The following is a 21,717-nucleotide window of genomic DNA, read 5'->3' as shown; positions in this document are numbered from 1 at the left end:
GAACCCCATGACCGATCAGATCCACCGCTCGTCCACCGGCGTCGACGTCCCCGGCGTCTCGCGCCGCGACCTGCTCAAGGGCGGGGTCGCCGGAGCCACGGCGATCGCCCTCACCGCGCTCGCCGGCCAGCAGGCGGCGGCCGGCCGCGGCGTCACCCCCGCTCGCGGACCCCGCAAGGGCGGCTACGGCCCGGTCCGCCCGGCCGTCGACCAAGCGACCGGCCTCGAGCTGCTCGCCCTCCCGGAGGGGTTCACGTACTTCTCCTACGGCTGGACCGGCCAGACGATGAGCGACGGCCGCCCCACGCCGACCGACCACGACGGCATGGCGGTGGTGGCCAAGCGCGGCCGAGACATCTGCCTCGTGCGCAACCACGAGCTGTCGCAGGGCGAGAGCGCCCAGGCGATCGTCGAGGGCGGGACGTACAACCCCGACGAGTACGGGGGCACGACCAACCTGGTCTTCGACACCGTCGCCGGGCGCTTCACGGACAGCTACACCAGCCTCGGCGGAACGATCCGCAACTGCGCCGGCGGGCCCACCCCGTGGAGCAGCTGGATCAGCTGCGAGGAGACGTTCCACCCGTGGGGGTCTCGAGACGACGGGGTGAACCACGGCTACGTCTTCGACGTCCCCGGCTTCGGGATCAGCGACGGCCGGGCGATCACCGCCGCCGGTCGCTTCTCCCACGAGGCCGTCGCCGTCGACCCGAAGACCGGGATCGTCTACGAGACCGAGGACGCCGGCAGCTCCGCGCTCTACCGCTACCTCAACCCCGCCGGCAAGAAGGGCATCGCCGACGGGGGCGAGCTGCAGGCGATGGTCGTGCGCGGCACGTCGCGCTTCGACCTCACGCAGGGCTTCGCCGCCGGGACCACGTTCCCGATCACCTGGGAGGCGGTGGGCGACCCCGAGGGCCGCACCGGGCGTGCCTTCGACTCCGCTCCCGACGCCGCGGTGATCAGCCGCGGGGAGGGCGCGTGGTGGGACGCCGGGCTCTGCTGGTTCGTGTCGACCGACGGCGGCGCGGCCGGGCTCGGCCAGGTGTGGGCGCTCGACCCGAAGCGCGACGAGCTGACGATGGTCTACGAGTCGCCCTCGAGCTCCGAGGTCGACGGGCCCGACAACATCACCATCAGCCCCCGCGGCGGGATCGTGCTGTGCGAGGACGGCGACTCGAACCCGAAGCGCCTCGTCGGGCTCAGCCAGCGAGGCGAGGTGTTCACCCTGGTCGAGAACCGCATCGACCTCGGCCCGGGCGACCTCGCCCGCATCGACGACGTGTTCCCGGGTGTGGGCGCGGACTTCTGGGACAACCGCTCCGACGAGCCCGACGAGGACGGCGTGGGCGACTACGCCAGCAGCGAGTGGGCGGGCGCGACGTTCCACCGCGACTGGTTGTTCGCCAACGTGCAGTCACCGGGGGTGACGTTCGCGATCACCGGCCCCTGGCAGCGTGGCGCCCTCTGAGCCCGGCGCGGCGAGGTCGCGCTAACCGACCGGTGGGAGGGTGCGCTCGATGGTGCTGAACGAGAGGAACCGCAGGAAGCGGTCCGCGATCCGCCAACCGTCGCGCGTGCGCTCCACCCGGTCGACGTAGGTGCCGAGCACCGTGAGCAGCTCGGGGGTGTCGCGGTAGACGTGGGTGGCCTGGAGGTAGCTGGTCATCGCGGCCGGCTGGTTCCGGTTGCCGCCCAGGCTCACGTCGATCGTGCCGAGGAGGTGCTGGGTCGCGGTGAACGGGGCGAACGCGGCGATCACGGCATCCGTCCACTCGTCGGGTCCGGTCGAGCTCAGGCTCGGAGCGGACGGATCGAACCCCGCGGTGATCGAGGCGTCGGCGGTGAAGATCCGCCGGTAGATCTCGCGACCGGTGTCCGCGTCGCCGACGGCGATGGCGTCGGTGCCGATCGCGTAGTCGATGCTGAGCTGGCGGATCTCGGCGGCGTCCGACGTCCGCGCCGGGTTCGAGCGGGCGGCGACACCACCGCCCGGCACGGCGAGGGCGGCGGTCCCCGCCACCACGGCGGCTCCTCCGCCGAGCAGCGACCGCCGTCCCAGCCCGAGGCCTCGTCCGGCGGTGCGGTCGTCGGTGTTCGTCGACCTGGGGTCCTGCTCGCTCATCGTCCCTCGCTTCACGTCGTCGGCGGTTCGTGCACGACGCTACGGATCGTGGTCGGGCGGGGACGATCCGGAGCCACCCGGTGGCCGGTGCCGGTCCGCCGGGCCCGGACCGGCTCGACCGCTACGGTCGCAGCCATGCCCGAGCTGTTCCTCGGCGGGTCGATCGACCCCGCCACCCACGAGCGCACCACCGACGACGCGACGAGCCACGTCCGCATCGACACCGAGGACCTGACGACGCACGCGGTGATCGTCGGGATGACCGGGTCGGGCAAGACCGGGCTCGGCGTGGTCGCGATCGAGGAGGCGCTGCGCTCGGGCGTGCCCGTCCTCGCGATCGATCCGAAGGGCGACCTCACCAACCTGTGCCTCACGTTCCCCGACCTCGCGCCGGGTGACTTCCGACCGTGGATCGACGAGGCGCAGGCCCGCGGGGCGGGGCGGACCCCCGACGAGTTCGCCGCCGACCAGGCGGGCCTGTGGACCGACGGCCTCGCCGGCTGGGGGTTGTCGGGAGCCGACATCGGCGGCCTGCGCTCCGCCGCCGACGTCACGATCTACACCCCGGGATCGGCGGCCGGCGTCCCGGTGAACATCGTCGGCTCGCTGCAGGTCCCCGCCGACTCCGGCGACGCCGAGGTGGTCGGCGACGAGATCGAGGGGTACGTCACCGGGCTGCTCGGTCTCGTCGACGTCGATGCCGACCCGCTGTCGAGCCGGGAGCACATCCTGCTGTCGAACCTCATCGCGCACTCGTGGGCCGATGGGCGCGAACTCGACCTGATGACCCTGGTGGGGATGATCGCGACTCCGCCGATCCGCAAGCTCGGGGTGTTCGAGCTCGACCGGTTCTTCCCCCCCGACGACCGGATGGAGCTCGCGATGAGGCTCAACGGCCTGCTCGCCTCGCCGTCGTTCGCCGCGTGGGCGGCGGGCCCGCCGCTCGACATCGACTCGATGCTCTTCCGCGACGGCCGGCCGCGGTGCGCGATCGTGACCACGGCGCACCTCTCCGACGACGAGCGCCAGTTCGTCACCTCGCTGATCCTGTCGAAGCTGGTCACCTGGATGCGGCGGCAGTCGGGCACCAGCGACCTGCGCGCGATGCTCTACATGGACGAGGTCGCCGGGTACCTGCCGCCGAGCGCGATGCCGCCGACGAAGAAGCCGATCATGCTGCTGATGAAGCAGGCACGGGCGTTCGGGGTCGGCGTCGTGCTCTCCACGCAGAACCCGGTCGACGTCGACTACAAGGCCATCTCCAACGCCGGCACCTGGATGATCGGGCGCCTCCAGACCGACAACGACAAGCGCCGCCTGCTCGACGGGATGACGTCCGCGGCCGGCGACGTCGACGTGGCCGCAATCGACGCGACGATCTCCGGGCTCGCGCGGCGCGAGTTCGTCCTGCGCCGTGCCGGCGAGGACCGCCCCGAGCCGTTCACCACCCGCTGGGCGATGTCGTACCTGCGCGGCCCGATGACCCGCGACCAGATCGAGCGGTCGATGGACGACCGGCGCGTCGAGTCGGAGACGGCGGCCGCGCCCGCCGCGAGCAGCGGGGTGCTGGGCGCCGCGACCCCGGTGCCGGGCGAGCCGACCGCCGAGCCGGAGCTGGCGGACGACGAGAGCGCGATGATGCCCGACGTCGCCGACGGCACCCCGGTGCGCTGGGTCGACCCGGCGGCTCCCTGGCTCGCCGAGGTCGGCGGGGACGAGCGCGGTCGCACCATGGCGGCCGCCGCGGTCGCGCGCGTCTCGCTGCGCTACGACGAGACGAAGGCCGACCTCGTCCACGACGACGAGTTCGAGTGCGTCGTGTTCCCGCTCGGCGAGCAGTTCGACGCCGACGCGATGACCCCGGTGGACCACGACGAGCGCGACCTGCGACCGAGCGCCCCCGACGGCGTCGCGTACCGGATGTGCGACGCGAAGATCGCCACGAAGACCTACTGGTCGAGCCTCGGCAGGTCGATCCGCGACGAGCTCGTGCGCACCTCGACGATCGAGGTCGCGACCAACGACGAGCTCGATCTCCACGGCCGGCCCGGCGAGTCCGACGACGACTTCGCCCGACGCTGCCGCGAGCGCGCGGACGAGCTCGCGGACGCCGAGATCGCGAAGCTGCGCGACGGGTACGAGACGAAGGCGAAGCGGCTGCGCGACCGGATCGCCGACGCCGACGACCGCATCGACGTGCTCGAGGAGCAGTCGAGCGCGAAGCGCAACTCCGAGCTGCTGTCGACCGCCGGATCGGTCATCGGCGGTCTGCTGGGGGGTCGGCGCTCGAAGGGGGGCCTGCTCGGCTCCGTCCTCGGCCAGGCCGGCTCCGCCGCGCGGCGACGGGGGTCGACGCGCGCCGCCTCCGAACGGGTCGACGCGGCGGAGAACAAGCTCGCCCGGCTCCGCGACGACCTCGCCGATCTCGAAGCCGAGCTCGTCGACGAGGTGGCCGAGATCGGCGGGCGGTGGGACGTCGCGGCGGAGGGCACCTCCACGCTCGAGGTGGGCCTGGAGTCCTCCGACGTGAAGATCACCCAGCTCGCGCTGGCGTGGATCCCCACCACGTGAGGAGCGCCGCGGCCCGGGTCGGCTGCCGTGCCGACGGTGGGACTCGAACCCACACTGACGGCCACCTAAAGACCGTGCCTCTGCCAGTTGGGCTACGTCGGCGCCCGTCGGAACACTACGCACGACGGCGGCCGACGCGTCCGGCGCCCTAGCCTCACGGCGATGGGCGTGCCGCAGATCGCCGGGCGCGCCGCCGAGGCAGCCGGGTGGGCCCTGGTGGCCGGCGTCGGCGTGGTGATGCTGACCCAGGCGCTCGGGCGTGACGTGAACCGGGTCGTCGCCGCGCTGCAGGCGTTGACCCCCTACGCGCTCCCGGCGCTGCTGGTGGTCCTCGCGATCGCTTCGCTCTCGCGACGGGTGCCGCTGGCGGCTGCCGCGGCGACGCTGGTGGTCTCGGTGCTCGTGCTGGTCGTGTCCGTGGTCGCGGGCGCCAGCACCGATCGACCGCCGGCATCCGACGTCGAGCTGCGCGCCGCGTCCGTCAACCTGCTGTTCAGCAACGACCGTGTCGACGAGGTCGCCGACGACCTCCTCGAGCGCGACCTCGACGTCGTCGTGTTCCACGAGCTCACCCCGGCGCACGCTCGCGACCTGCGCGCCCACCGCCTGGCGGCGCGGTACCCCCACCGCGTCGACCTCGACCGGGTGACGGCCGGCGGGATGGCGATCTGGTCGGTCCACCCGTTCGCCGACGAGGAGCGCCGCGAGTCGATCGCACGCACGATCGACACCGTCGTGGTGTCCCCCGACGGACCGATCCGCGTGCTCGCCGTGCACCCGTCGACGCCGATCCACGACCACGGCGCGTGGACGCGCGACCTGCGACTGGTCGCGCGGAGCGTCGAGCGCTCGAGCGGTCCGATCCTCGTGATCGGCGACTTCAACGCGACCTGGTGGAACCCGGTGATGCGACGGGTGCTCGACACCGGTCTCGTCGACGCCCACGTCGCCCACGGGCGGTGGTTCAGCGCCTCGTGGCCCACCGACCGCTGGTTCCCGCCCTTCGTGCGCCTCGACCACGCGCTCACCGGGGGCGGGCTGGTGTCGACGGGTGTCGAGGACTTCGCGATCCCGGGCAGCGACCACCGCGGGTTCGCGGTGTCGGTCAGCCTGAGCCGGTCGCCGAGCTGAGCCGGGCGACGAGGCTCCCCATCGCCCGCCCGCGGTGCGAGATCGCGTTCTTCGCGCCGGAACCCATCTCGGCGAAGGTCGACCCGTCGCCCTCGTCGGGGACGAAGATCGAGTCGTAGCCGAAGCCGCCGTCGCCGCGCTCGGAGGTGGCGATGCGCCCGGCGCACACCCCCTCGCAGACGACCTCCGACCCGTCGGGCCACCGCACGAGCACGACGGTGCGGAAGCGGGCGGTCCGATCGTCCACGCCGTCGAGCTCGCTCAGCATCCGCCGGCGGTTGTCGGCGTCGCTGCAGCCCTCGCCGGCGAAGCGGGCCGTGCGCACCCCCGGGGCCCCGCCGAGGGCGTCGACCTCGAGCCCCGTGTCGTCGGCCACCGCGCCGAGACCGGTCGCGTCCACGAGCGCTCGCGCCTTCAGCCGGGCGTTGCCGACCAGCGTGTCCGCGTCCTCGGCGACGTCGGCGACCTCGGCGGGACGCTCGACGAGGTCGACGACCCCGTCGAGCAGGGCGCGCATCTCGGCGACCTTGCCGGGGTTGGCCGACGCGCACACGAGGCGGGTCGTCGACACGGGCGCTCAGCCGCCCCGAGCGGGCGGGACCGTCGAGACCACGTCGGCCTGCATGGCGGCGATCAGCTCGAGCCCGCCCTGCGCGAGCTCCAGCATCCGATCGAGCTCGGAGCGGGAGAAGGCGGTGCCCTCGGCGGTCCCCTGCACCTCGACGAAGCGGGCCTCGCCGTCGGGGACGCCGTCGACGTTCGGCTGCAGCATGACGACGTTCATGTCGACCTCGGCGGCGGAGTCCTCGACGTAGGGCAGGTCGAGGACCGCCTCGCCGTCGACGATGCCGACGCTGATCGCCGCGCAGAACGAGTGCAGCGGGTTCGCCGGCAGCTCCCCGCGCTCCACCAGCCGCTGGAGGGCGTCGTGCAGCGCGACGAAGCCGCCGCAGATGCTCGCGGTGCGGGTCCCGCCGTCGGCCTGGAGGACGTCGCAGTCGACGGTCACCTGACGCTCGCCGAGGGCGACCATGTCGCACGCCGCACGCAGCGACCGGGCGATCAGCCGCTGGATCTCGACGGTCCGGCCGCTCTGCTTGCCCTTGGCCGCCTCCCGACCGATCCGCTCCGGCGACGCGCCGGGCAGCATCGAGTACTCGGCGGTGACCCAGCCCTTGCGGCTGCCGCGCATCCAGCGCGGCACGTCGTCGTCGATGCTCGCGGTGCACAGCACCCGGGTGCGCCCGAAGCTGACGAGCGCGGAGCCCTCGGCCATCTCGGTGAAGTCGCGCTCGAAGGTGATCGGGCGGAGCTCGTCGGGGCGGCGGCCGTCGGGTCTCGTCATGGCGAGGAACCTACCCGGCGCCCGGCGCCGCCCGGTCGTGGGTCGGCGGCCACGCCTCGGTCCGGTCGAGCTCGGGCCCGAGCAGGCGACTCCCGAGGTCGCGGAACACGTCGATGTCGCCGCTCGAGGCGAACCGGTGGTGCCCGGGTCCGCTCGCCGAGCGGATGTCGCGCACCAGCCCCGCCTCGGCCAACCGACGCCGGATCGCGAACGCGGTCTCGTCGGCCGAGCTGACCAGGGTGACCTCGGGGCCCATCACGTCGCCGATGACGCGCGCCAGGAACGGGTAGTGGGTGCACCCGAGCAGGAGCGCGTCGACGCCGGCGTCGACCATCGGGGCGAGCAGCCGCTCCGCCAGCACCGTGACCTCGTCGCCCGTGGTCTGGCCACGCTCGACGAACTCGACGAAGCCCGGGCAGGCCGCGCTCGTCAGCGTCACCGGCACCCCCGTCTCGGCGATCGAGCGGACGTAGGCCCCCGACGACACGGTGCCCACGGTCCCGATCACCCCGACCCGACCGGTGGTGGTCGTCGCGACGAGGGCGCGCGCCCCGGGCCGCACGACGTCGATGACGGGGACGTCGAGCTCGGCGCGCAGCTCGTCGAGACCGGCAGCCGTCGCCGTGTTGCAGGCGACGACGATCGCCTTGGCGCCGTAGTCGTGGACCAGGCTGCGGGCGAGCTCGCGGGCGTAGGAGCGCACGTCGTCGAGGGGCTTGGAGCCGTACGGGTAGCGGCCGGTGTCACCGATGTAGACGAGGTCCTCGGCGGGCAGGAGATCGATCGTCGCACGGGCGACGGTCAGCCCTCCGAAGCCCGAGTCGAACATCCCGATCGGACCGTCCATCGACGGCGAGGGTAGCTCCGGGCTGCCCGGGGCCGGGTCGTCTCGGCGGGCCGGGCGCTCCGGACGGACGTGCCGGTGCAGCAGCCGGTCAGCGGCCGATCGGCGACGACAGGGTCAGCTCCCCGACGAGCGGCGACCAGGTGGTCACGGCGCCGTCGGGCACGGTCCGCGCGACCTCCACGACGCGCCCGTGGGCGTCGAGCCCCACGGCGAGCTCGGCGTCGTCGGGTCCCGAGAGGGCACGGTCGCGACGCCACCGGGCGGCCAGCGACGGATCGGACGCGACGAGGTCCGCGACATCGATGCGGACGGTGAGGACCCGCGCGGCCTCGCCGTCCCCGGGCACGTCGGACACCAGGTCGGTGTACGGCCACACCTCCGCCACGACCACGTCGTCGAGCGAGGGAGGGGCGACCGACGCGAGGCGGACTCGCTCCGCGAGAGCGTCGTCGTCGGCGACCGGCGACCACGACCCGTCCGAGCTGGTCCAGATCTCCTCGCCATCGGTCTCGGACACCGAGACGACGGAACCGTCGGGCGCGATCTCGCTCACCCGCGTGCGACCCCGCGCATCGGCCTCGACGCGCTGCGAGCCGTTCCCCCCGGCGCGCACCACGGTCGAGGTCCACGACGACCAACGGGCGCGACCGGAGTCCACGTCGTCGGGCCACGGCCGTCCGACCGCCTCCGGCGGGGCGGGCTCGGCGCCTGCGGCCGCGGCGATCAGCTCGTGATCGGCGAGGTGCTCGTCGTAGCCGAACCACGCGCCGGCGCCGGCGCCCATCACGACCACGATCCGCAGCATGCGGGCGATCCCGCCTCCGCCGCTCATCCGTCGGCCCCGGTCGTCTCCGCCGCCGCCGGATCGATCGCGTCCGCGGCGCCGTCCGCGCCACCCGCCGTCGACGGCGGCGTCGCCGCGGCGACCGGACCGGCCAGGAGCGCTGCGGGGTCGTCTCCGATCCCGACGAGCTCGTAGCGGTCGCCGACGCCGAACGGGTCGCCGGTGGTGACCATGCGTCGCAGCGCACCCGATGCGTCGACCCACAGCTCGATCTGGGTCGTGCCGGTCTCGTCACCGGCCCACCCGGCTGCGACGGCCGCACCGTCGCGTGACGTGCGCATCGCCGCGACGTCGAGGATCACGACGAGGTGGCGCACCGCGACGGTCGACGGGACGGACCCATCGGCCCCCGCCCCGGGTGCGGGCGGCGTCGCCACGTCGGCCGGGGTCGGGGTCGGGGTCGGAGACGGTGCGACGGTGCCGCCGGAAGAGACCGGGAGGACGGACTCGCCGGGGACCCCGAGCGGCCGGCCCGGGATCGACTCGACCGAATCGCTGACCACGGTCAGGTGCCGGTGGGTCTCGGCGGGGAGCACGTCGGTGATCGTCAGGGCGCTCGGTCGACGCAGGAACCCCACGACGGCGCCGTCGGCGGCGAGCTGCTCCGGGGTCACCGGCACCCACCCCGCGCCGGCGTCCGCCCGGTGCTCGACGCCGCCCGGTCCCGAGCGGTAGGCGGAGCCGTCGGTCGAGGTGGCGACCGCGTCCCCGGTCGCGAGGTCGGCGGTGACGGTGACGGTGGTCCCGGTCGCGCCGGGGACGTTCGGGTCGACGTCGCCGCCGAGGCGGACGGCCAGGTGCCTCCCGGCGGGCGGGCGCACCGTCGCGTCGGGCAGCTCGGCGACCGCGCCGGACTCGAAGCTCTCGTAGCGCTCCCAGCCGATCCGACCGGCGACGACGACCAGCGCCACCACGATCGCGACGACGAGGGTGCGCACGATCGATCCGAGGGCGGCGACGAGGCCGCCGCCGGACTCCTGGGCGCGCTCGTCCGATGCGGTCGTCTCGAACGAGGTGTACGACGAGGCGGCGGGCGCCGCGGGCGAGGGCGCTGCGGCGACCAGGGAGGGGTCGGGGAGCGAGGGCGTCGACCTCGTCGCGTCGTGCACCGCAGCGGCGACCGGCGCAGCAGCGTCGGCCGGCGTGACGGACGCGTCGGGGGCGGTCTCGTCGCCGGCCCTCGGAGCGGAGGCTTCGCTCGGCGCGACGGGCGCGGCGGCGCCGGTCGTCGGGGCTCCCGGCGGTGCCGGACGCCGGGGCGGCGGCGGGGGGACCGCAGCCGTGGGCGGATCGGCGGGCGGCGCCGTGCCGGGTGACGTCGAGACGGTCGGGGCGGTGCTCCGTGTCGTCGTCGCGCTCGAGACCGCGTCGGGCGCGCCCGATCCGACGCCGGGAACCGACGGGGCGCCGTCGGGTTCCACGCTCGGCTCCGGCGTCGGCGCCTCGGCCGACGGGATCGAGAGGCGGATGGCCTGGGCGAGCGCGTCGTGGTCGATCGCGGACGTGGCCGGACCGACGGTGGGCGCATCGACGGCCGACGACCGAGCCGCGGCGCTCGCATCCGCGGCGACCGAGGCGGTGGGAACGCCGCCGGGTCCGTCGTGGCCTCCGGGTTCGTCGTGCACGTGGGGGCGAGGGTCGTCGATCGGGGGGATCGCCGGCCCGGTGCCGGTCACGAACGAGGGCAGCGTGGGGACGTCCGGCACCGAGGCGGTCGCAGCGGTCGCCCTCGCGGACGACTCGCCGGCGGACGGCTCGCGGTCGCGGTCGCGGTCGCGCTGGTCCGTCCCACCGTCGCCCGATCCCGCGTCGTCGCGGTGGTCGGCGGACGGGTCGTCGGACGGGTCGGGGCCCGGAGGGGTCCGGTCGATCGTCGACACCGACGAGCGGAAGCCGAACCGCGGCAGCGACGTCGACGGCGACTCGCTCGCGGGGGACGGATCGGACACACCTCCTCATCGGCGCGCTGGCAGCCGTGCTTGACACCCGAGATGCAGCTCGAATCGACCGCCCGACCGCGGCGGCGTCAGAAGTAGATGATCTTCTCGGCGTTGGCCTCGGCGATGTCGAGGTCGTCGGTGTACGCCCCCGTCGAGAGGTACTTCCACCCGCCGTCGCACACGATGAACACGATCGTGCCGGAGGCGATCTCTCCGGCGACCTTCGCGGCGCCCGCCATCGCCGCACCCGAGGAGATCCCGGCGAAGATCCCGCACTCGCCGACCAGGCGCCGGGTCCACTCGATCGACTCGCGCGGTCGCACGACGCGCTTGCGGTCGAGGATCTCCGAGCCGTTCCACTCGTCGAACACCGGGGGGATGTAGCCCTCGCCGATGTTGCGCAACCCCTCGACGCTCTCCCCGAGCGGGGGCTCGATCGCCACGATCTGGATCGTCGGGTCGTGCTCCTTGAGGAAGCGACCGGTGCCCATCAGCGTGCCGCTCGTTCCGAGCCCGGCGACGAAGTGGGTGATGTCGGGGACGTCGCGCAGGATCTCGGGCCCGGTCCCCTCGTAGTGGGCGCGGGGGTTCGCGTCGTTCGCGTACTGGTAGGGGAAGAACCAGTCGGGGTTCTCCGCGGCGAGCTCGCGCGCTCGGGCGACGGCCCCGTTGGACCCCTCCTCCCCAGGGGTGAGCAGGATCTCCGCACCGAAGATCTGCAGCATCTGACGCCGCTCCACCGACACCGAATCGGGCATCATGATCTTGACCGGGTACCCCTTGAGCTGGGCGATCGCAGCGATGGCGATGCCGGTGTTGCCCGACGACGGCTCGAGGATCGTCTGTCCCGGGCGGAGCCGGCCGTCCGATTCGGCCTCGACGATCATCGCCTTCGCGATGCGGTCCTTGACCGACCCGAACGGGTTCTGCATCTCGAGCTTGCCGACGATGCGCACGTCGGGGTTGGGCGACAGGTTCGACACGTCGACGACCGGGGTGTCGCCGATCATGTCGAGCACGTGGGCGTGGGCCGTGCTCGGCATCGGCAGGTTCGGGGCGGTCATGCTCATGCTGCTGCTCATCTCCCAGGGGGTCGACCTGATCGTGCCCGTCGGCATGCCGACAAAACCGATCTGCTTGCTCAGGAATCGTACCGAGCGGACGGGAGGTGGCCGCAACGCACCTGGAGACGTCACACCGCCACCTCGCGCGGAGGGGTTCCCCCGAGGGCGACCGGGGGCCCACCCGAGCACGGCCCTCGCGAGCGTGCACCGGCCGCCCGCAGCGGCTCCGGGAGGTGCTCGGAGCAGGTCAGACGACGGCGAGCTGCTCGGCGACGATCTCCCCGTCGACGATGCGGTAGCTGCGGACCTCGGGGGCACCGCGCTTGAGCCCCACGATCACGTAGTGCCAGTCGGGCGTCACCGCCGCCTCGACGTCGGTCGGGCTCGGGTAGGGCTCGGAGTGCGTGTGGGAGTGCACCACCGCGTTGATCGCCCAGTCGCGATCGTCCGCGTCCATCTCGGCGCGCATGAAGTCCTTCGGGTCGAGGGTGTACACGCGGGCGGACTCGGCGGCGTTGCGGCAGGGGTGGAAGGTCCGGCCGTCGTCGCCGGGCCGGCCGTCGTGCGACAGCGGCCCCGACACCAGGCCGCACGCCTCGAGCGGGTACTCGTCGAGGGCGAGCGCGACAAGGCGGGCGTGGACCTCACGGGTGATCCGGAACACGCCGTCAGCCTAGGTGCGCAGCTGGGTACCCTCGGCGACGACATGGCCAAGAAGGGCAAGAAGACGAAGCGGGGGACCCCCGCCGACGGGACGAAGCTCATCGCCAGCTACAAGCGCGCCCGGCGCGACTACGACATCCTCGACACGTACGAGGCGGGGATGGTGCTCACCGGCAGCGAGGTGAAGAGCCTGCGCGAGGGGAACGCGCAGATCTCCGAGGGCTACGCACGGGTGCGCGGCGGCGAGATGTGGATCGACGGGGTGCACATCCCGCCCTACACCAACGCGATCGGGTTCGGCGCCCACGATCCCGACCGGGAGCGCAAGCTGCTGCTGCACCGGGCCGAGATCGACAAGCTCGACCTGCGCACCGCCCAGGGCGGCCTGACGATCGTCCCCCTGCGGCTGTACTGGAAGGAGGGACGGGCGAAGATGGAGCTCGGCCTGGCGAAGGGCCGCACGAAGGGCGACAAGCGGCACACCCTCGCCGAGCGCGACGCCGATCGTGAGATCGAGACCGCGTTCAACCGGGCGCAGAAGTACTCGACGCAGGCCTGAGCGGGCTCCGCCCGCCGGCCGCCCGGCTCGGTCGGTGCACGCACGGTCTGCGGCGCCCGACGATCAGGGGGCGAAGACGATGATCTTGTGCCACCCCGACGCGCCGTCGGGCAGCGGATCGGCACGTTCCTCGGTCTGCACGTTCCCGTCGCCGTCGACGGCGCGGGTCGTGATCTCGACCCGGCCCGTCGAGCCGGGCGTCCAGCGGTACGCCCACTGGCGCCAGGTGTCGTCGTTGAGCGCCTCGCCGAGCTCGGCCCGCTCCCACTCGCCGTCGTCGATGCGCACCTCGACGGCGCTGATCCCGCGGGTCTGCGCCCACGCGACACCGCCGATCGCGGCCTGCCCGTCGGCGTCGAGCTCGAGGGTGCTCAACCCGTCCACGGAGTCGATGCGGCTCTGCATCTTGATCGGTGCCCGATCGGCGTAGCCACGTGGCACCCAGTACTGCTCGAAGTCCTCGAACGTCGTGAGCTCGATCTCGGTGAGCCACTTGGTGGCGGAGATGTAGCCGTACAGCCCGGGGACGACGAGGCGGACGGGGAAGCCGTGCTCGAGCGGGAGCGGCTCGCCGTTCATCCCGAACGCGACCATCGCGTTGCGCCCGTCGGTCGCGGCCTCGATCGGGAAGCCGCAGGTGTAGCCGTCGACGGAACGGCCCACCACCTGGGTCGCGTCGGGTGACACCCCGGCGTCGGCGAGCAGGTCGTCGAGGCGGATGCCGAGCCAGCGGGCGTTGCCGACGAGCTCGCCCCCGACGGTGTTCGACACGCAGGTGAGCGTGATGTCGTGCTCGACGACCTCGCGCCGGAGCAGGTCGTCGAACGACAGGTCCAGCGTCCGGTCGACCATGCCGGTGACAGCGAGTCGGTAGTCCTCGGTGCGCAGCTGGGGGACGGTCAGCGCGGTGTCGATCCGGTAGAAGGTCTCGTTCGGGGTGTACAGCTCCGACACCCCCTCGACGTCGACGCTGGCGCCACCGGGTGCCTCGGCGAGCGGGGACGCCGCCTGCGGCAGCCGCAGCGCGGCCCGTGAGTCGGCGGCGCTGAACCTGCTGCGGATGGACCGACCGATCGCCCCGGTCACCCCGCCGGCGATGGCGAACACGCCGACCGCGACGCCGGCGCCGGCGAAGAACTGGCGACGGGTGCCCGACGGGCGCGGCGCACCGGCGGCGACCGGCGTGCGGTCGACGTCCGCATCGGGATCGACGTCGTCGGCGTCGTCGGTCGTGGTCGGCGCGCCGGATCCGTCGACGGTCGCGTCACCGTCGTCGGTGTCCGAGCGGGCGGCGCGACGGTCGGGCGGTTCGTGCGCGACGAGCAGGGCGGCCGCTCCGGCGAGGGCGGCGGCGCCGATCACGGTGCCGACGATGATCGGCGTCGTCGCCGCGATCTGGGGCGAGGTCGACTTGGTCAGCACGGCGACCATCCCGATCGCGCCGAAGAGCGCGAAGCCGATGACGCCGACGAGCGCGCCCCTGCGGAACGCGAGCGCGCCGACGACCATCGAGTACAGGGCGAGCACGACGCCGATCCCGATCAGCAGCGCGGGCTTGTCGTTCGTGCCGAAGACGTCGATCGCGAACTTGGTGACGAACGAGGGGGCCAGGTCGATGACCCGGTCGCCGACGTCGAAGATCGGGGACCGCCACGTGGCGACGATGCCGGCGACGAGCTCGGCGACGCCGAGCGCCAGCGCGGCGCACGCCACGCCGACGAGCGCTCCCACGGCGGTGATCGTGCCGGGTGCGGGTCGCGGTGGGGGGGTCGATGTGGGGGTCGTCGTGTCGCTCATGGTGTCCGCCTGTTCAGGTGTGTCCGCGTGGCGCCCGCCGCCCGGATGGTGCTGACGGTGCCGAGGAAGCGAACGAGCGCCACACGGTGACGTGTGGCGCTCGTTCGGTGGTTCGATCCCCGTCGACCCCGGCCGATCGGGACGGGGGTGACGGAGGGGATCAGCCGGTCGGCATCAGGACGCCGTCGATGATGTGCACCGTGGCGTTGGCGGTCTGCACGTCGGCGCAGCCCACGGTCGCCTGGCCGTCGTTGAGGGTCAGCGTGCCGTCCTCCATCGAGAGCATGATGTCGCCGCCCTGGACGGTGGTGACCATGTCCATCTCGGCGAGATCGGTGCTGGCGAGCTGCTCGCCGCCCACGACGTGGTACGTCAGGACCGTGGTGAGCTGCTCGGTGTCGGCGAGGAGCGCGTCGAGGTCCTCCTGCGGGATGGCGTCGAACGCCGGGTTCGCCGGAGCGAAGATGGTGAAGGGGCCGTCGCCGTTCAGCGTGTCGACCAGGCCGGCGGCGTCGACGGCGGTGACCAGCGTCGACAGGGCCGGGTTGTTGCTCGCCGCGGTGGCGGCGGGGTCCTCGGTCATGCCGGCGAACGATCCGTCACCCTCTTCCGGGACCTCGGCGCAGAGCGGGCCGCTCGGCTCCATGGCCATCGCCTCGCCACCGGTTCCCTCGGTCATCGCGTCGGTGGTCTCGGTCATCGCGTCGGTCGACTCCGTCATGGCGTCGGTCGACTCGGTCATCGCGTCGGTGGTCTCGGTCATCGCGTCGGTCGACTCCGTCATGGCGTCGGTCGACTCGGTCATGGCGTCGGTGTCCTCCGTCATCATCTCGGAGGTCTCGGTCATGGCGTCGGAGGTCTCGGCCATCGCCTCGGTGGTGACGGACTCGACCGCGTCGGTCGCGTCGTTGCTGTCGCTGCCGCAGGCTGCGGCGGTGAACGAGACGGCGGCGCCGAGGGCGAGGATGGAGCGGGTGGACTTGCGCATGTGGGTTTCCTTCTGTGGGGGGTGGTCGACTCGGAGGTCGAGGTTCTCGGAGGCTCCGAGAGGATGTGCTGTTGGTTCGTGGAGCGACCCGTTCTGGATCACACCTCGTTACGCAAATCGCACAATGCCCGCGCACGACGCGCAAGAAACGTCAAGGAGCCGGATTTCTCGCCGGACTCTTGTCACGTACCGTCCCGGGGCGGACGCTTTCGGTGCCCCTCCGTGCGACGTCTCGGCGCGACCCGTCCGGGGACGACGAGGCGAGTCGAGCCGGCTCGGCTCGGCGATGGACGTCGGCGACCGGTATGGTGGTGGGTCACATATCGAATGCACGGGGCTGACTGGTTTCGACGTCAGTGACGCTGTTCGAGTTCGCGACCCGAGTTCCTCAGACTCGCTAAACGGGGGAACCAAAGAATTGCCGATGAGCAGTTCGCTCTCACCGCCTGATCTGATCAGGTGAGTGCAGAGTCATCGTGAGCAGAGATGTCGCACGGGGCCACTCCACCACAGCCCGGCAACAGAAGTGGGGGATGACGGAGGGAAAGGACTCTGACGGCGAGAAAGACCGCTGACCTCTCGGAAAGACGAGACGTGGCCGGCCTCGAGCCGGCAGCCGACCCGTCGGTGGCGCAGCGTCAGCGTCGATGTCGGGAATGGTCGTAGCGAGCACGTTCACCGGCTGATGGACGGGGGTTCGATTCCCCCCAGCTCCACCGAACGCACGAGAACCGAGGCGCACGGGTCCACCAGGGCCCGTGCGCCTCGCTCGTTCGGAGCCCTCGTCGGCGCCGGCGGCCCGCCTGCATCCGTCGGGGCGGCCCGTCTGGTCGCGCATCGGTGCGGCTCGCGCACGACATCGCGACCTGACCGACGGGGAGGTCGGTGTCGGGGGGGCGGAGGAGCGGCGCCGGACGTGCTACACCTCCCGGGTGACCGGTCGACCGACCCTCGTCCTCGGGCCGCTGCTGCGCCACGTCGGCACGACCGGGGCCACGGTGTGGGTCGAGACCGACCGGCCGTGCGCGGTCGAGGTGAACGGCGTGGCCCAGCCGACGTGGACGGTGCACGGCCACCACTACTGCCTCGTCGTCCTCGACGGTCTCGAGCCCGGCAGCCACGCGCCCTACGAGGTCCGGCTCGACGGTGAGCTGGTGTGGCCCGAGCCGGGGAGCGACTACCCGCCGTCGCGGATCTCGACGATCGATCCCGGCACGCCGACGCGGCTGCTGTTCGGATCGTGCCGCTACGCCCGGCCCGAGGCGGTGGCGGGCGACCCGAAGTTCGAGCCCGACGCCCTCGACACCTACGCGCACCGCATGCTGCGCAGCGACCCCGAGACGTGGCCCGACGCCGTCCTGCTGCTCGGGGACCAGGTGTACGCCGACGAGACGACCGCGGAGACCCAGGCCCGCATCGCCGAGCGGCGGAGCCTCGAGGTCGCTCCGTACGAGCAGGTCAAGGACTACGAGGAGTACACCTGGCTGTACTCCGAGAGCTGGACGGATCCCGACATCCGCTGGCTGCTGTCGACCCTGCCGACGGCGATGATCTTCGACGACCACGACGTGCGCGACGACTGGAACACCTCCGAGGCGTGGCGCGAGGACATGCAGGCGACGACGTGGTGGCAGGAGCGCATCGTCGGCGGCCTCGCGTCGTACTGGGTGTACCAGCACCTCGGGAACCTGTCGCCGCGCGAGCTGGAGAGCGACGTGCTCTACCAGCGCGTGCTCGCCCACGACGGCGACTGCGGCGAGATGCTCGACGAGTTCGCCCGGGCCGCGGACGCGGAGGCGGACGGCCGCAAGGGTGCCCAGTGGTCGTTCCGCCGAGACTTCTCGAACTCGGTGCTGCTGATGATCGACTCGCGCTGCGGACGGATCCTCGCCGACGATCGAAGGTCGATGGTGTCGGAGGACGAGTTCGCCTGGATCGTCGAGCAGGCCGAGGGCAGCTACGACCACCTCCTCATCGGGACGTCGCTGCCGTGGCTGCTCCCCCGGTCGTTCCACGACGTCGAATCGTGGAACGAGATGCTGACCCGCGGCGCACGCGGGCCGCGCATGGCGCGGTTCGCCGAGTGGTTCCGCCGAGCGGCCGACCTCGAGCACTGGGCGGCGTTCCGCGACTCCTTCGACGCCCTCGGCGAGCTCATCGCGCGGGTCGGGCGGGGCGAGCACGGGGGCGACGCGCCGGCGACGATCTGCGTGCTGTCGGGCGACGTCCACCACGCGTACGTCGCCGAGGCGCACTTCGACGCCCCGGTCCGGTCGTCGGTGTACCAGCTGACGTGCTCGCCGGTGCACAACTACGTCCCCCGGGCGTTCCAGCTCGGGTTCCGGGTGGCGTGGAGCCGGGCGGCGGCGCGGCTCACCCGGTTCCTGCTCGAGCGGGTGACGAAGGTCCCCGATCAGCCGCTCACGTGGACGCGCGAGGCGGGCCCGTTCTGGGGCAACGAGATCGCCACCCTCGTGCTCGACGGGCGCTCGGCCCACGTCGAGATCGAGCGAGCGGGGCGCGACGACCACGGCACGCCCGAGCTCACCCAGGTCGTCTCCCTCCGGCTCTCCTGACCGCTCCCCCACCGCTTCCCGCCGCCGCCGGCACCGCCCGGCAGCCTCCGGTCTGGTTACGATCCTCTGCGCATCCCGCACCGATCCGCGACCAATCGGCTGATCGCCTCCGGCGCCTGGCCGTCTGCGCCCGGTTCCCGTGGCGGCGCTAGTCGATCGCCCCGACCGCGCCGCCACGGACCACCGGACGACCACCGCACCGGCGCGCCGACCGTCGTCGACCACCTGCTCGGCACCACCGGCGGCTACGGGCACGTTGGAGAGCAGGATCGAGCCGGCGAGCGCAGCCACCTCGGGAGCGCCCGCGCCGATCGGCGCGACGCCGAGCGCGAGGTTCTCCGGCAGGCCGTCGAGCGAGATCGCGGCGAGCAGCCCGCCGCCCGAATCGCTGCCCGACGTCTCGTCGACGAGGTGGCCGACTCCGGTGAACACCAGCGCCCCGAGCCCGAGGAAGCGACGACGAAGGCCAGGGTGGACGCGTCGGCCGAGGGCTCGACGAGCTCGGTGACGACGGACAGCACGAGCGCGCCTCCCGCGAACGCGACGAGGACGCCCTGGACACGGTCGGGCAGCGGGCCGATCGCACCCCACACCGAACCGAGGACGAGCGCGCTCGAGACGGCGGCGACGACGAGCGACGTCGCGCTCGAGCGTGGCGCACCTCCGGCGGCAGGGTCCGAATCCCGAAGCGCTCGCCGGGTACGGAGGCGGCGCGGCGCCCGGCGCCGCCTCGAACCGACGATGACCGCCCTCGACGTCTCCCCCGCCCGGCCGCCGGCCGGGTCGCGACCGGCGACACCGGCTCGGCTCGACGCGACGACGCCGCTGGTCGCGAGGCGCGAGGTGGCGATCGTCGCGGCGACGTTCGCGCTGTTCCCGCTCGTGGCAGCCCTCGCTCCCGGGACGCCGACGTCGGCGAAGGCCCGGGCGCTCGCGCTCACCAGGCTGCAGGGCACGCACGTCGTCGGCGCCGAGGAGCTGCTGCGAGCGTGGTTCGACCGGCTCCCGCCGGCGGTGAGCGCCGCCACCGAGATCGCCTACCTGACCCTGCACGTCACCGCGATCGTCGGCGTCGGCGTGTGGCTGGTGGTGCGGCGGCCGTCCGACTACCGGCGGTTCCGGATCGCGTTCGTGATCGCGCAGCTGATGACGATCGCCACCTACGTGCTGCTCCCGACCGCGCCACCGCACCTCGCCTCCACCCCCGGTCTCGACGCCGCCTCCTGGTCCGATGTCGTCCAGTACCGCTACGCAGCCTTCCCGAGCGGCCACGTCGTGTTCGCGTGCCTGGTCGCGGGCACGGCGGCCTGGTGGGTGCGCGGGCGGCGGCTGGCGCCGCTGTACCCGACGGCGGTCGCCCTGGTCGCGATCGCGACGGGGCACCACACGGTGGCCGACGTGGTCGCCGGCGCTCTGATCGCCGCGGTGGCGCTCGTCGTGGCGCGTCGCCCGTCGCGCGGATCACGCGCCCTCGGCCCCGATCGCGTCCGGCGACGGCAGGGGCACGGGCACGGGCAACGGCGAGGGAACGGGCAGCGACGGGGGCACGCGGCGGCGCCCGTGCGCGACGGGACCTGACCGGGTCGCGCACCGCTCCGCGGCGTCGGCGCGGTGCCGACACCGAGACCACCGAGACCTCACCGCATCGGCCGACCGGGTGCTCGCCGCCTTCGGAGACCGGTCTTCGCGACGATCGAGATGGGTGACCGAGTCGCCCGGCCCGTGCCGAGTCCGATGGATGCCGGGTTCGCGCCCGTCGGCTGCCGGGTCCGGCCAGGTTCGACCGAGGTCGGGTTCGGTGGAGGTCGGGTTCGGTGGAGGTCGGCTCGGTGGAGGTGGGTTCGGTGGGGGCCGACACCGGGTGCCGGGATGCCGGGTGACGTCGCGCTGGCCGGTGCCGGTCGTCAGCCGGTCAGCTGGCGGCGGGGCCGCTCTCGCGGACCTCGTCGACGCTGCGCAGTGCGTCGCGCAGCTCGCTGAGCCAGTCGTCGGCGTTGCGTCCGACGAGTCGCACGCACCACGCCACCGCGTCCGCCCGGGAGCGAGCGATGTTGGCGCGGATCAGCGTGTCGAGCACCTGCCGCTCGGGCTGGCGAAGCCGGGTCATGACCGGCACGGCGAGGTGGGTGAACACCTCGGTCGTCTCGCCGACGGCGACCGCCCACGCCACCTTGCGGTCGAAGCGGTGCTCCGCCTCCCGCGCGATCGCCATGCGGCGATCGCGGGTCTCCTCGCGGAACTTGCGGATGCGGCCGTCGGTGGCTTCGGCGACGTCGGCCGGCGACGCGTCGTCGGACATGGACGGGGTGTCGACCCGGAGGGTCACGATGATCTCCTCCCGGTCGACCTCGACGTCGGCGGCGCCGGCGGTCGTCCAGTCGTCGGGGAGGCGGCCCGTGAACCACGAGGCGATGGACGAGTCGGTGCGATCTTCGGGCATGCTCCGACACTAGCGGGCATTACATCATTACACACTTACGAACTAGCGCCCGCTCGGCGCCCGTCGGCCGAACAGGAGGTCGACGGGTGCACCCCGGGCATCGTGACGGGCGACCGAGCCTCGTGGACGGGCACCCTCGGGCACCGCCGACACGGAGAGTCGCTCGACGACGGGTGGTGCGGTTCGCCGGCGAGCAGCGTCAGGACGACGTCGCGGCCCAGCCGTTGAGCGCCCCGAGGCGCAGCACGAGCACCGTGGTGAACGAATCCCGGTCGTACTGGCGGTACCGGTCGCGCAGGCGGTTCGACAGGTCCTCGACCAGCTCGGCGGCGGGATCGGCGACGTGCTCCAGCTCGGCACGAACCCACCAGAGCTGCGACCAGTCGGCCCGATCCCAGTGCTCGACGAGGAGGGTCGCTCGCGGATCGGCATCGAGGTTGCGCTCACGCTGGAGGCGCTGCGACGCCTTCGGCTTCACTCGGTCCACCGGGATCCCGACGTGGTCGGCATCGTCCACGGCGAACACGACCGGGACCGCGTCGACCCCGCGCTCGTGGTGCGCGGTGCACAGGATCGCGTGGTCGTGGCCGGCGAGTCGCCCCCGGCAGTCGTCGCGGTCGAGCCTCATCGGCGGCCGGCCGGAGCGGGTTCGCCGTGTCGGAGCGGGGGTCGGATCATCGTCGCTGGGCCCGACGCCACGAGGCGCGGTCGGTGCAGGGTAGGTCGACTCGAACGCTGCGGCGGTGACGGTGCAGGCGGGCTGACGCCAGACGTACTCGAGTACCGATCGAGTACCGATCGCGTCAGACGCCAGACGTACTCGCTTG

The 21,717-nt window shown here is 73.0% G+C and carries 18 protein-coding genes, 1 tRNA gene and 1 other RNA gene; 7 read left to right on the top strand and 13 right to left on the bottom strand.

All coding sequences use genetic code 11. The features are described from left to right. Positions 1-7: 7 nt before the first annotated feature. On the top strand, positions 8-1,471 hold the full coding sequence (locus ACOOHC_RS06535; protein ID WP_420453201.1) for an alkaline phosphatase PhoX: 1,464 nt from the start codon (positions 8-10) through the stop codon (positions 1,469-1,471). A 21-nt stretch (positions 1,472-1,492) separates the two neighbouring features. Here the strand turns inward: ACOOHC_RS06535 and ACOOHC_RS06530 are convergent, their stop codons facing one another. Beyond that, a complete protein-coding gene (locus tag ACOOHC_RS06530) occupies positions 1,493-2,125 on the bottom strand; it encodes a nuclear transport factor 2 family protein (protein ID WP_420453200.1) in 633 nt (210 codons plus the stop codon). 135 nt (positions 2,126-2,260) lie between these two features. Here ACOOHC_RS06530 and ACOOHC_RS06525 point away from each other — a divergent pair, with 135 nt between their 5' ends. Next, the gene (locus tag ACOOHC_RS06525; protein WP_420453199.1) at positions 2,261-4,696 is read left to right on the top strand and encodes a helicase HerA domain-containing protein; all 2,436 of its coding nucleotides are present in this window, start codon (positions 2,261-2,263) and stop codon (positions 4,694-4,696) included. A gap of 28 nt (positions 4,697-4,724) precedes the next feature. On the opposite strand, the gene ACOOHC_RS06520 is transcribed toward ACOOHC_RS06525, so the two are convergent. Then, a tRNA-Leu gene (locus ACOOHC_RS06520) sits at positions 4,725-4,798 on the bottom strand. Positions 4,799-4,858: 60 nt separating this feature from the next. Here ACOOHC_RS06520 and ACOOHC_RS06515 point away from each other — a divergent pair. Further along, positions 4,859-5,827, top strand: a complete 969-nt coding sequence (locus ACOOHC_RS06515; RefSeq protein ID WP_420453198.1) for an endonuclease/exonuclease/phosphatase family protein — start codon at positions 4,859-4,861, stop codon at positions 5,825-5,827. On the opposite strand, the gene rdgB is transcribed toward ACOOHC_RS06515, so the two are convergent. The 7 genes from rdgB to ACOOHC_RS06480 all read right to left on the bottom strand — a co-directional run bounded on the left by rdgB (position 5,802) and on the right by ACOOHC_RS06480 (position 12,531). Next, positions 5,802-6,398 (bottom strand): RdgB/HAM1 family non-canonical purine NTP pyrophosphatase, encoded by a 597-nt coding sequence (gene rdgB / locus ACOOHC_RS06510; protein WP_420453197.1) that lies wholly within the window; start codon positions 6,396-6,398, stop codon positions 5,802-5,804. The two genes, ACOOHC_RS06515 and rdgB, sit on opposite strands and share 26 nt — an antisense overlap. 6 nt (positions 6,399-6,404) lie before the next feature. Beyond that, positions 6,405-7,172 carry a ribonuclease PH gene (gene rph / locus ACOOHC_RS06505; protein WP_420453196.1) on the bottom strand — a complete coding sequence of 256 codons (768 nt, stop codon included), beginning with the start codon at positions 7,170-7,172 and terminating at the stop codon, positions 6,405-6,407. 10 nt (positions 7,173-7,182) lie between these two features. Beyond that, positions 7,183-8,019: a glutamate racemase gene (gene murI / locus ACOOHC_RS06500; RefSeq protein WP_420453195.1), complete on the bottom strand. Its 837-nt coding sequence runs from the start codon at positions 8,017-8,019 to the stop codon at positions 7,183-7,185. 88 nt (positions 8,020-8,107) lie between these two features. After that, a complete protein-coding gene (locus tag ACOOHC_RS06495) occupies positions 8,108-8,851 on the bottom strand; it encodes a hypothetical protein (RefSeq protein ID WP_420453194.1) in 744 nt (247 codons plus the stop codon). Then, on the bottom strand, positions 8,848-10,812 hold the full coding sequence (locus ACOOHC_RS06490) for a hypothetical protein (protein WP_420453193.1): 1,965 nt from the start codon (positions 10,810-10,812) through the stop codon (positions 8,848-8,850). Before ACOOHC_RS06490 ends, ACOOHC_RS06495 begins: the two co-directional genes overlap by 4 nt. A 77-nt stretch (positions 10,813-10,889) precedes the next feature. Further along, positions 10,890-11,873: a PLP-dependent cysteine synthase family protein gene (locus ACOOHC_RS06485; RefSeq protein WP_420453192.1), complete on the bottom strand. Its 984-nt coding sequence runs from the start codon at positions 11,871-11,873 to the stop codon at positions 10,890-10,892. A 241-nt stretch (positions 11,874-12,114) separates the two neighbouring features. Continuing rightward, complete coding sequence (locus ACOOHC_RS06480) at positions 12,115-12,531, bottom strand: Mov34/MPN/PAD-1 family protein (protein ID WP_420453191.1); 417 nt, start codon at positions 12,529-12,531, stop codon at positions 12,115-12,117. 42 nt (positions 12,532-12,573) lie between these two features. Here ACOOHC_RS06480 and smpB point away from each other — a divergent pair, with 42 nt between their 5' ends. After that, positions 12,574-13,089 carry an SsrA-binding protein SmpB gene (smpB, locus tag ACOOHC_RS06475; protein WP_420453190.1) on the top strand — a complete coding sequence of 172 codons (516 nt, stop codon included), beginning with the start codon at positions 12,574-12,576 and terminating at the stop codon, positions 13,087-13,089. A 63-nt stretch (positions 13,090-13,152) separates the two neighbouring features. Here the strand turns inward: smpB and ACOOHC_RS06470 are convergent, their stop codons facing one another. Together ACOOHC_RS06470 and ACOOHC_RS06465 are read right to left on the bottom strand one after the other, a co-directional pair. Further along, positions 13,153-14,886: a molybdopterin-dependent oxidoreductase gene (locus ACOOHC_RS06470; RefSeq protein WP_420453189.1), complete on the bottom strand. Its 1,734-nt coding sequence runs from the start codon at positions 14,884-14,886 to the stop codon at positions 13,153-13,155. A 160-nt stretch (positions 14,887-15,046) separates the two neighbouring features. Beyond that, positions 15,047-15,874, bottom strand: a complete 828-nt coding sequence (locus ACOOHC_RS06465; RefSeq protein ID WP_420453188.1) for a fasciclin domain-containing protein — start codon at positions 15,872-15,874, stop codon at positions 15,047-15,049. Between the two features lie 333 nt (positions 15,875-16,207). Here ACOOHC_RS06465 and ssrA point away from each other — a divergent pair. The 3 genes from ssrA to ACOOHC_RS06450 all read left to right on the top strand — a co-directional run bounded on the left by ssrA (position 16,208) and on the right by ACOOHC_RS06450 (position 20,028). After that, positions 16,208-16,593: a transfer-messenger RNA gene (gene ssrA, locus ACOOHC_RS06460) on the top strand. A 213-nt stretch (positions 16,594-16,806) separates the two neighbouring features. Continuing rightward, positions 16,807-18,450 (top strand): alkaline phosphatase D family protein, encoded by a 1,644-nt coding sequence (locus tag ACOOHC_RS06455; protein ID WP_420453187.1) that lies wholly within the window; start codon positions 16,807-16,809, stop codon positions 18,448-18,450. Between the two features lie 741 nt (positions 18,451-19,191). Next, positions 19,192-20,028, top strand: a complete 837-nt coding sequence (locus ACOOHC_RS06450; protein WP_420453186.1) for a phosphatase PAP2 family protein — start codon at positions 19,192-19,194, stop codon at positions 20,026-20,028. 334 nt (positions 20,029-20,362) lie between these two features. On the opposite strand, the gene ACOOHC_RS06445 is transcribed toward ACOOHC_RS06450, so the two are convergent. Then, positions 20,363-20,890 carry a hypothetical protein gene (locus tag ACOOHC_RS06445; RefSeq protein ID WP_420453185.1) on the bottom strand — a complete coding sequence of 176 codons (528 nt, stop codon included), beginning with the start codon at positions 20,888-20,890 and terminating at the stop codon, positions 20,363-20,365. Positions 20,891-21,089: 199 nt separating this feature from the next. Next, positions 21,090-21,518 (bottom strand): pyridoxamine 5'-phosphate oxidase family protein, encoded by a 429-nt coding sequence (locus ACOOHC_RS06440; RefSeq protein WP_420453184.1) that lies wholly within the window; start codon positions 21,516-21,518, stop codon positions 21,090-21,092. Between the last annotated feature and the right edge of the window lie 199 nt (positions 21,519-21,717).

Origin of the sequence: Ilumatobacter sp. (assembly GCF_965215205.1) — a bacterium.
In the GTDB taxonomy this organism is placed as follows: Bacteria; Actinomycetota; Acidimicrobiia; order Acidimicrobiales; family Ilumatobacteraceae; genus Ilumatobacter_A.
The sequence above is the reverse complement of the archived record's forward strand: the minus strand, read 5'-3'. Positions and strand labels throughout refer to the sequence as shown.

Excerpts from the sequence above, each read along its gene's own strand:
- ACOOHC_RS06535 (WP_420453201.1), top strand. The coding sequence starts at position 8 with ATGACCGATCAGATCCACCGCTCGTCCACCGGCGTCGACGTCCCCGGC.
- ACOOHC_RS06530 (WP_420453200.1), bottom strand. The coding sequence starts at position 2,125 with ATGAGCGAGCAGGACCCCAGGTCGACGAACACCGACGACCGCACCGCC.
- ACOOHC_RS06525 (WP_420453199.1), top strand. The coding sequence starts at position 2,261 with ATGCCCGAGCTGTTCCTCGGCGGGTCGATCGACCCCGCCACCCACGAG.
- ACOOHC_RS06515 (WP_420453198.1), top strand. The coding sequence starts at position 4,859 with ATGGGCGTGCCGCAGATCGCCGGGCGCGCCGCCGAGGCAGCCGGGTGG.
- rph (WP_420453196.1), bottom strand. The coding sequence starts at position 7,172 with ATGACGAGACCCGACGGCCGCCGCCCCGACGAGCTCCGCCCGATCACC.
- murI (WP_420453195.1), bottom strand. The coding sequence starts at position 8,019 with ATGGACGGTCCGATCGGGATGTTCGACTCGGGCTTCGGAGGGCTGACC.
- ACOOHC_RS06495 (WP_420453194.1), bottom strand. The coding sequence starts at position 8,851 with ATGAGCGGCGGAGGCGGGATCGCCCGCATGCTGCGGATCGTGGTCGTG.
- ACOOHC_RS06485 (WP_420453192.1), bottom strand. The coding sequence starts at position 11,873 with ATGAGCATGACCGCCCCGAACCTGCCGATGCCGAGCACGGCCCACGCC.
- smpB (WP_420453190.1), top strand. The coding sequence starts at position 12,574 with ATGGCCAAGAAGGGCAAGAAGACGAAGCGGGGGACCCCCGCCGACGGG.
- ACOOHC_RS06470 (WP_420453189.1), bottom strand. The coding sequence starts at position 14,886 with ATGAGCGACACGACGACCCCCACATCGACCCCCCCACCGCGACCCGCA.
- ACOOHC_RS06465 (WP_420453188.1), bottom strand. The coding sequence starts at position 15,874 with ATGCGCAAGTCCACCCGCTCCATCCTCGCCCTCGGCGCCGCCGTCTCG.
- ACOOHC_RS06450 (WP_420453186.1), top strand. The coding sequence starts at position 19,192 with ATGACCGCCCTCGACGTCTCCCCCGCCCGGCCGCCGGCCGGGTCGCGA.
- ACOOHC_RS06445 (WP_420453185.1), bottom strand. The coding sequence starts at position 20,890 with ATGCCCGAAGATCGCACCGACTCGTCCATCGCCTCGTGGTTCACGGGC.
- ACOOHC_RS06440 (WP_420453184.1), bottom strand. The coding sequence starts at position 21,518 with ATGAGGCTCGACCGCGACGACTGCCGGGGGCGACTCGCCGGCCACGAC.